The sequence below is a fragment of the Bradyrhizobium sp. PRIMUS42 genome (assembly GCF_023006515.1).
Classification (GTDB): Bacteria; Pseudomonadota; Alphaproteobacteria; order Rhizobiales; family Xanthobacteraceae; genus Bradyrhizobium.
Genome location: NZ_JALBGZ010000229.1, coordinates 1 through 8,611 on the forward strand (window position 1 = coordinate 1; position 8,611 = coordinate 8,611).

Genomic DNA, 8,611 nt, shown 5'->3' on the forward strand with positions numbered 1-8,611 from the left:
GTATTCGAGCGCGATGCCGTAATACTTATGCGCGGACATGGTCGCGCGGTCGTCGAAGCTGCGCGGCGAGCCGTGGCTGAGCAGCGCGAGCGGATAGCGCTTCGTCCCGGCAGGTCGGACCAGAAACGCCTCCAACCCCTGCGGCCCGGCCTCGGCCATGGGGATGCGCAAATCCTCGGTGTAGAATTCCGCAGCGCGCGCCGGCGCGCCGGCCACGACGAGGCCGGCGATCAGCAGAAGCAGCTTGCGCGAAGGGATCATGGGACGATTCGAAGGGGCCATGTTGGCGTGGAGCATAGCATGATCCCGTAGCCCGGATCAGCAAAGCGACATCCGGGGTGGATGGTCCCGCATATCGCTTCGCTCATGCGGGTTACGGTCATCCCTCAAAGGAACGGCCACCCCGTCGCGCGTGTTGTGCCCTTGGCGGGGGCCCCGCCGATGCTATGGTGCTCCGCTATCTCCGTTACGACAGGACGAGGTACTTCAGTGGCTGATGTTCATCCCGCGGCAGGCAAGCAGGCCTCGCCGGACGCGCTCACCAACATTCCGCGGCTGGTGACGGCCTATTTCGCCGGCAAGCCCGATGTCGCGGATCCCGCGCAGCACGTGGCGTTCGGCACCTCCGGCCATCGCGGCACTTCGTTCAAGAACACCTTCAATGAGGGCCACATCCTCGCGACGACGCAGGCGATCTGTGACTACAGACGAGAAAAGGGGCTGACCGGACCGCTGTTCATCGGCATCGACACCCATGCGCTGGCCGAGCCGGCGCTGGTCAGCGCCGTCGAAGTGTTCGCCGCCAACGGCGTCGACATCATGATCGACAAGGACGGCGGCTACACGCCGACGCCTGTGATCTCGCACGCGATCCTCACTTACAACAAGGGCCGCACCAGCGGCCTCGCCGACGGCGTCGTCATCACACCCTCGCACAACCCGCCGGAGGACGGCGGCTACAAATACAATCCGCCGCATGGCGGTCCCGCCGACACCGACGTCACGGGCGTGGTCGAAAAGCGTGCCAATGCCTACCTCGCCGACGCTCTCAGGGGCGTGAAGCGCATCGACTACGACAAGGCGAAGAAAGCCGCGAACGTCCACGCCTACGACTTCGTGACGCCCTACGTCGCTGATCTCGGCCAAGTCGTCGATCTCGACCTGGTCAAATCCGCCGGCATCAATATCGGCATCGATCCGCTCGGCGGCGCCGCCGTGCATTATTGGCATCCGATCATCGAGCGCTACGGCCTGAAGGCCACCGTCGTGAACGAGGCGATCGACCCGACCTTCCGTTTCATGACAGTCGATTGGGACGGGAAGATCCGCATGGACTGCTCCTCGCCCTACGCGATGGCGAGCCTGATCGGGATGCGCGACCGCTTCGACGTCGCCTTTGCCAACGATACCGATGCAGACCGCCACGGCATCGTGACGCGCACGGGCGGCCTGATGAATCCGAACCATTATCTGGCGACCGCGATCTCCTATCTGTTCGCGCATCGTCCGAACTGGAGCAGGGATGCCGCGATCGGCAAGACCGTGGTGTCGAGCTCGATCATCGACCGCGTCGCCAAGAAGCTCGGCCGCAAGCTGGTCGAAACGCCGGTCGGCTTCAAATGGTTCGTCGACGGCCTTCTCACGGGCGGCTTCGGCTTCGGCGGCGAGGAGAGTGCAGGGGCCTCGTTCCTGCGCCGCGACGGCACCGTGTGGACCACCGACAAGGACGGAATCATCCTCGGCCTGCTCGCCGCCGAGATCATGGCGAAGACCGGCCGCGATCCCAGCCAGCTGTTCAACGATCTCACCGCAGAGTTCGGCGTGCCGCATTACGCGCGCATCGACGTTGCCGCGACAGGGCCGCAAAAGAACATCCTCAAATCAGTCACGCCGGAACAACTCGGCCTGAAGGATCTCGCCGGCGACCCTGTCCGCTCAACGCTGAGCAAGGCGCCCGGCAACGGCCAGCCGTTTGGCGGCATCAAGGTCGAAACCGATTTCGGCTGGTTCGCCGCCAGGCCCTCCGGCACCGAGGACGTCTACAAGATCTACGCCGAAAGCTTCCGCAGCACCGAGCACCTGAAGCGTATTCAGGAAGAGGCGCGGACGGGGCTGGCGAAGGTGTTCGGGGCGTAGTCGCTTGCGGTCGCTCCTGTCGCCGCGCTGAGAGTGCGTTCCCTCCCCCGCTTGCGGGGGAGGGCTAGGGAGAGGGTGTTTCCGCGTCGGGATTTTCTGAGCTTGCGGATAGAGCCCCTCGGCGGGGAGAGCCCCCACCCGGCGCTTCGCGCCGACCTCCCCCGCAAGCGGGAGAGGTGCACCGTCCCTGCTAAGAAAGGCCGATTTCATAAGATTGTATACTAAGAACGCATGAAAGGTACTTTGGTAGGCATTTTTTGCTCTTGAAGGATTCCATTCTTCAGTTATTGTATACATAACGTATTCATAAACCGAGGGAGATCGCCAGTGACAAAACCCTTCCCGATGAACGCTTGGTACGCGGCCGCCTGGGACGCCGAGGTGAAGCCGGCGCTGCTGCCGCGGACGATCTGCGGCAAGCATGTCGTGATGTACCGCAAGGCCGACGGCTCGGTCGCTGCGCTGGAAGATGCCTGCTGGCACCGGCTGGTGCCGCTGTCGAAGGGCCGGCTCGAAGGTGACACCGTCGTCTGCGGCTATCACGGCCTGAAATACAACGCGCAGGGCCGCTGCACCTTCATGCCCTCGCAGGAGACCATCAACCCGTCGGCCTGCGTCCGCGCCTATCCCGTGGTCGAGCGCCACCGCTACATCTGGCTCTGGATGGGCGATCCCGCGCTGGCCGATCCCGCGCTGGTCCCCGATATGCACTGGAATCACGATCCGGCCTGGGCCGGCGACGGCAAGACCATCCACGTCAAATGCGACTACCGTCTCGTGCTCGACAATCTCATGGACCTCACCCACGAGACGTTCGTGCACGGCTCCTCGATCGGCAACGAGGCGGTCGCCGAAGCCCCGTTCGACGTCACCCATGGCGAGAAGACAGTCACGGTGACGCGCTGGATGCGCGGCATCGAGCCGCCGCCGTTCTGGGCCAAGCAGCTCGGCAAGACCGGCCTCGTCGATCGCTGGCAGATCATCCGTTTCGAAGCGCCGTGCACCATTGCGATCGACGTCGGCGTCGCACCGACCGGCACCGGCGCGCCCGAAGGCGACCGCTCGCAGGGCGTCAACGGCTTCGTGCTCAACACCATTACGCCGGAGACCGAGAAGACCTGTCACTATTTCTGGGCCTTCGTGCGCGATTATCAGCTCGACGAGCAGCGCATCACGACAGAGATCCGCGAGGGCGTCTCCGGCATCTTCCACGAGGACGAGCTGATCCTCGAAGCGCAGCAACGCGCCATGGACGAGAACCCCGATCGCATCTTCTACAACCTCAACATCGATGCCGGCGCAATGTGGACGCGCAAGCTGATCGATCGCATGGTGGCGAAGGAAAATCCGCCGCAGCATCTTCAGGCCGCGGAGTAGAACATGGCCGAGCGTGAGGTCGACCGCTCCGTCTCGCAGACCGTGAAGGCGCAGCTTGCGCTGCGCGACCAGATCCTGTCGGGCGCCTTGCGCCCGGGCGAGCGCATCTCCGAGCTCCAGGCGGTGGAAACGACCGGCGCCTCGCGCACCCCGGTGCGCATGGCGCTGGTGCGGCTCGAGGAGGAGGGCCTGCTGGAGGCGATTCCCTCCGGCGGCTTCATGGTGAAGGCGTTCTCGGAGCGCGACATCTCCGATTCCATCGAGCTGCGCGGCACGCTGGAAGGCCTCGCCGCGCGCTTTGCCGCCGAGCGCGGCGTCTCCGCGCGCGAGCTGGAGCCGCTGAAGGAGTGCCTTGCCGCGATCGACGAATTGCTGCGCCAGGTGCCGATTTCGATCGAAGCCTTCTCGTCCTATGTCGCGCTGAATGCGCGCTTCCACGCCCTGCTCACCGAATTGTCGCGCAGCCCGCCCTTGATCCGCCAGATCGATCGCGCCTCCGCGCTGCCGTTTGCATCCCCGAGCGGCTTCGTGATGGCGCAATCCGCGCTGCCCGAGGCGCAGCAGATCCTGATCATCGGCCAGGAGCACCATCGCGTCGTGATCGACGCCATCGAGAACCGCGAGGGTGCGCGCGCCGAAGCGATCATGCGCGAGCACGCGCGGCTGGCAGTGCGAAACCTGCGGCTTGCGCTGCGCAACCGGACCCATCTGGACCTCTTGCCGGCGCTTGCGCTGATCAAAACCGCAACCGATTGAGGGCAGCCGCCATGCGCTTCATCGAAACCTGGATACCCGCGACGCTGGTCTCGACCCGCGATCTCGCACCCGGCATCCGCGAATTCCTGATCCGCCCTGATCAGTTCGACGGCGCGGCCTATCCGGTCGGCAGCCACATCAATGTCAGCGTCACCATCGACGGCCAGCCGGAGACGCGATCCTATTCGCTGGTCGGTGAGGCCACCTCGCAAGGTTTTAAGATAGCGGTGCGCCGCACGGATGATTCCCGCGGCGGCTCGCGCTACATGTGGCAGCTCGCGCCGGGCGCGCGGCTCGACATCACGCAGCCGGCCTCGCTGCTTGCAGTCGACTGGGCGCGCGAATGCTACTGCCTGATCGCCGGTGGCATCGGCATCACCCCGATCCTCGGCGCCGCGCAGGCACTGGCGCGGCGCGGAGCCGACGTCACGCTGCATTATGCGGTGCGCTCGCGCGGCGAGGCCGCTTATCTCGACGATCTCGCCGCGATGCTTGGGGATCGCCTGGTCGTTCATGCCAGTGACGAAGGCCGGCGGCTCGATCTCGACGCGCTGTTCGCGTCGCTCCCCAAGGGCGCGCTGGCGCTGTTCTGTGGTCCGATGCGGATGCTTGATGCCGCGCGGCACGCCTGGATCGGCGCCGGCCATCCGCTCCCCGATCTCCGCTACGAGACCTTCGGCTCCAGCGGCACGCTGCCGACCGAAGCCTTTCGCGTGCGCCTGAAGGGCTCGAATGTCGAGCTCGAAATCCCCCGCGAACGCTCGATGCTGGATGTGCTCAATGCCAGCGGCCATGACGTGATGTACGATTGCAAGCGCGGCGAATGCGGCCTCTGCGCCATCGACGTGATCGAGGTCGACGGCGAGATCGACCACCGCGACGTCTTCTTCAGTGATCATCAGAAAGAAAGCAATCAGAAGATTTGCGCCTGCGTCTCCCGCGCACGGGGGACGATTACCGTGGACACGCTGCTGCGCGCGGATGCGATTTGAGCGCGCGCGGGCGCCGGACGCCGTTAAGGTGCATGGACGGCGCCGCGGGCTCCTAGCCTCTCCCGCTTGCGGGAGAGGTCGGCGCGAAGCGCCGGGTGAGGGTTCTGTCCCCTGGGGGAGTCCCTCTGCGGAGACACCCTCTCCCCAACCCTCCCCCGCAGGCGGGGGAGGGAGCGCACCTGCTCCGTGGCAGCATTGATCCTATCCCGAGGTAGCCTACGCCGCGTAAATCGCCCGATACTTCTTCGTCTCCAGCAGCGCCAGCACGCTATCCGCCGACACCGGCCGGCTGATCAGATAGCCCTGCGCCTCGCCGCAACTGATCTGGCGCAGATATTCGAGCTGGTCGGCGGTCTCGACTCCCTCGGCGACGACACCGATGCGCAGGTCACGCGCAAGACCGATCACCGATTTCACGATGGCGGCGCAGTCGGGCTGCACCAGCATGTCGCGGATGAAGGACTGGTCGATCTTGATCCGGCTGAACGGCAGCTTGCGCAAATAGGTGAGGGAGGAGAAGCCCGTCCCGAAATCGTCCAGCGCCACGGTGACGCCGAGCTGCAGCAGTGCGTTCAACACCGACTCGGCCGAGCCGTATTTCGACAGCAGCATCGATTCAGTGATCTCGATCTCGAGCCGGTGCGGGGCGATCTTGGCGTCGCTGAGCGCCTGCACGATGGTCTGGAGGATGCCGGCGTTGTGAAACTGCGCCGCGGAGAAATTCACGGCGACCCTGATCTCGTTCGGCCACTTGGCAACCGTCGCGCAGGCGCGGCGGATGACCCATTCGCCGATCTCGTGGATCAGCCCCGTCTCCTCCGCAATCGGGATGAACTCGCTAGGCGGCACCAGCCCACGCTCCGGATGTTGCCAGCGGAGCAGCGCCTCGAAGCCGGTGATCCGGCTTTCGTCGAGATCGAGGAACGGTTGGAACACGAGGAACAGCTCGTTTCGCGCGATCGCGCCGGCGAGGTCTGATTGCAGCGCCTTGCGATCGCGTGAGACCCTGTCGTCGGCTTCCTCGAAGAAGCGGATCGTACCCGGCCCCGCCTTCTTGGCGCGGTAGAGCGCGGCGTCGGCATTCTTCATGACGTCGAGCGACGTAGTGCCGTTGCGCGGTGCCAGCACGATGCCGACGCTGGTTGCGCCCACGATCTGGCGGCCCTCGATCTGGAACGGCTCCTCGAAGGCTGCGACGAAGCGCTCGGCGATCTCGAGTGCGTCTTCCGGCCGCGTCAGATTGTTCATGACCAGCGCGAATTCGTCGCCACCGATGCGTACGATATGTTCGGCCGCGCGCGTGCAGCGCTGCAGGCGGCTTGCGACCTGGACCAGGAATTCGTCGCCGGCAGGATGGCCGAACTTGTCGTTGACCTCCTTGAAGCGATCGAGATCGAGCAGGAGTACCGCGAACTCCTCGCCGGACAAAGCGAGCCGCCTCAAGGCGGCATCGAGCGTTTCGTTGAAGGCGACGCGGTTGGGCAGATGAGTCAGAGGATCCAGCCGGACCGTCCGCTCCGCCTCGATCTGGCGCATCACGCGCCGCGCGAACGCGATCGAATTGACGAACACGCCCCGCAGCAGCACGCTGCCATAGACCACGACGAGGAAGGCGATCAGCAGGAAGGCGAGATCGCCGTTCCTGCCGAGGCAGATGGCGATGCCGAGGAAGATGGGTGCCGTGAAGGCGATGGCCGCGATCGGCATGGTGGCGAAGGCAAGCGCGCCGCCGGCCAGCATGCCCGAGCACAGGCAGGTGATGACAAGCTGCCCGCCGGTCGAGGCATCGGCGAAAAAGGCGACCGGGACGATGCCCCAGGCGGCGCCGAGGATGAAAGCGTTGCGCACCAGCCGGTGCATGGCGCGGCGCGAGACGAATTGCGGTTTTGTGATGCGACGCGCGGCGCGGGATTGGACGCCGAATCCGATTGCGGCGGCGGCCACAGCGACCGCCCAGATCAGGGCAGGCATCCTGTCCGGCGACTGCCACAGCGCGATGGCGAGCACGATGGCGTTGCAGGCATTGGCGAGCATGATGCCGACCGAATAGCCGAGCACAAGCGACATCTGTTCGGCGCGGATATGGCCGGCCACGGCTTCGTCGGTTGCGGGACCGCCAAAGGCCGACAGATCGCCAGCGAGCAGCCGCGCGACATAACTGGTCGTTTGAGTCCGCATTCCAGAGCCTAGCGTGGCCGTTGGTCCGGCCCAGTCTGGAGAATTCGCTGCAAACCTTTGACGAACTATGAATTATCCCCGTTTGCGGAGCTCGCCGTGACCACTTCTGCGTGTTCGATCGGCAGTATCGATAACAAATCGATACAAATGCGTGATGGCGGAGATACGAGGGTAGTTGCATCCGGGCCAATCACGGGAGGCCGTCATGCCCGGGCTTGTCCCGCCTGCGCGGCCGAAGCCGCTTCGGCGCGGCGAAGGCCCGGGCATCCACGTTCTTCGCGCCGCAGTGAAGATCGTGGATGGCCGGGACAGGCCCGGCCATGAAAGCCTCAACGTCTCAAGCTCATGCGTCAGATGCGATGCCCGATAGTTACGCCCTCATCACCGCCCAAGCTGCTTCGGATCGTAATAGAACCGTTCCTCGATCAGCTTGTCGCCGCGCCAAGTCTGCCACGCGATCTCGTCCAGCGTCCGCGTGGTTCCTTCGGCGTTGGTGAAGCTGAAGGTCCAGCGTGTCGCGACATGGTCGCCCTCGATCAGGCTTGGCCCGATGCGCACGGCCTTGACCCGACTGGAGGCCGCCAGCACGGCGCGCTCCTTGGCGACGAGCTTGTCGCGCCCCACCGTCGGCTCGGCATTGTTCTCATAGGTCGCGGCATCAGGTGTGTAGAACTGCTCGATCGCGCCGATGAAATCTCCGGTCTCCAGCCGCTTCGCAAAGGCTTCGACGATGTCACGGCTCGGCATGGCCCACCTCACGATTAAAACCGACTGATAGTCGGTAAATACCGACCGACAGTCGAAAAGTCAACTGGCTGCACGGTTCGAATTCGACTAGACGAGAGAGGCATGGCGAAACAGGCGGAGCGGCGGGCGGCGACATTGGAAGCGATCCTGACGGCAGCGCGCCGCCTGTTCGGGACGCAAGGCTTTGCCGCCACCACAATGGACGAGATCGCGGACGGAGCCCGCATCGCCAAGGGCGCGGTCTATCATCACTTCAGGAACAAGGAGGCGGTGTTCGAAGCCGTATTCGACCAGGTCTCGCGTGATCTCGTCGTGGAGATCGACGGCGCCGCGCGCGCCGAGAAGGACGTGCTCGCCGCGATGGTCGCCGGCACCCAGCATTATTTCGCCGCGACGGCGAAGGGCCCGACCGGCCAGATCATCCT

The 8,611-nt window shown here is 64.9% G+C and carries 7 protein-coding genes and 1 pseudogene; 5 read left to right on the forward strand and 3 right to left on the reverse strand.

Annotated elements, in window-relative coordinates; all coding sequences use genetic code 11:
- A pseudogene (locus MOV75_RS18250) lies at positions 1–261 on the reverse strand (dienelactone hydrolase); the annotation flags it as partial.
- A gap of 228 nt (positions 262–489) precedes the next feature.
- Between MOV75_RS18250 and pgm the strand changes: the two are divergent.
- The 4 genes from pgm (at position 490) to MOV75_RS18270 (ending at position 5,261) form a co-directional block, all read left to right on the forward strand.
- A complete protein-coding gene (pgm, locus tag MOV75_RS18255) occupies positions 490–2,136 on the forward strand; it encodes a phosphoglucomutase (alpha-D-glucose-1,6-bisphosphate-dependent) (RefSeq protein WP_246930933.1) in 1,647 nt (548 codons plus the stop codon).
- 327 nt (positions 2,137–2,463) lie between these two features.
- Complete coding sequence (locus MOV75_RS18260; protein WP_246930931.1) at positions 2,464–3,513, forward strand: aromatic ring-hydroxylating dioxygenase subunit alpha; 1,050 nt, start codon at positions 2,464–2,466, stop codon at positions 3,511–3,513.
- Positions 3,514–3,516: 3 nt separating this feature from the next.
- The gene (locus MOV75_RS18265) at positions 3,517–4,269 is read left to right on the forward strand and encodes a GntR family transcriptional regulator (RefSeq protein WP_094892757.1); all 753 of its coding nucleotides are present in this window, start codon (positions 3,517–3,519) and stop codon (positions 4,267–4,269) included.
- A gap of 11 nt (positions 4,270–4,280) precedes the next feature.
- On the forward strand, positions 4,281–5,261 hold the full coding sequence (locus MOV75_RS18270; RefSeq protein WP_247006317.1) for a PDR/VanB family oxidoreductase: 981 nt from the start codon (positions 4,281–4,283) through the stop codon (positions 5,259–5,261).
- Between the two features lie 216 nt (positions 5,262–5,477).
- Here the strand turns inward: MOV75_RS18270 and MOV75_RS18275 are convergent, their stop codons facing one another.
- Positions 5,478–7,439 (reverse strand): bifunctional diguanylate cyclase/phosphodiesterase, encoded by a 1,962-nt coding sequence (locus tag MOV75_RS18275; RefSeq protein WP_246931158.1) that lies wholly within the window; start codon positions 7,437–7,439, stop codon positions 5,478–5,480.
- Between the two features lie 381 nt (positions 7,440–7,820).
- A complete protein-coding gene (locus MOV75_RS18280; RefSeq protein WP_246931160.1) occupies positions 7,821–8,186 on the reverse strand; it encodes a nuclear transport factor 2 family protein in 366 nt (121 codons plus the stop codon).
- A gap of 102 nt (positions 8,187–8,288) precedes the next feature.
- On the opposite strand from MOV75_RS18280, the gene MOV75_RS18285 reads away from it, so the two are divergent.
- Positions 8,289–8,611, forward strand: a 323-nt coding sequence (locus tag MOV75_RS18285) for a TetR/AcrR family transcriptional regulator (RefSeq protein WP_247006319.1), incomplete at its 3' end; no start/stop codon positions are given.

Coding starts and splice junctions, on each gene's coding strand:
- MOV75_RS18280 (WP_246931160.1), bottom strand. CDS start 8,186: ATGCCGAGCCGTGACATCGTCGAAGCCTTTGCGAAGCGGCTGGAGACC.
- MOV75_RS18270 (WP_247006317.1), top strand. CDS start 4,281: ATGCGCTTCATCGAAACCTGGATACCCGCGACGCTGGTCTCGACCCGC.
- MOV75_RS18265 (WP_094892757.1), top strand. CDS start 3,517: ATGGCCGAGCGTGAGGTCGACCGCTCCGTCTCGCAGACCGTGAAGGCG.
- MOV75_RS18275 (WP_246931158.1), bottom strand. CDS start 7,439: ATGCGGACTCAAACGACCAGTTATGTCGCGCGGCTGCTCGCTGGCGAT.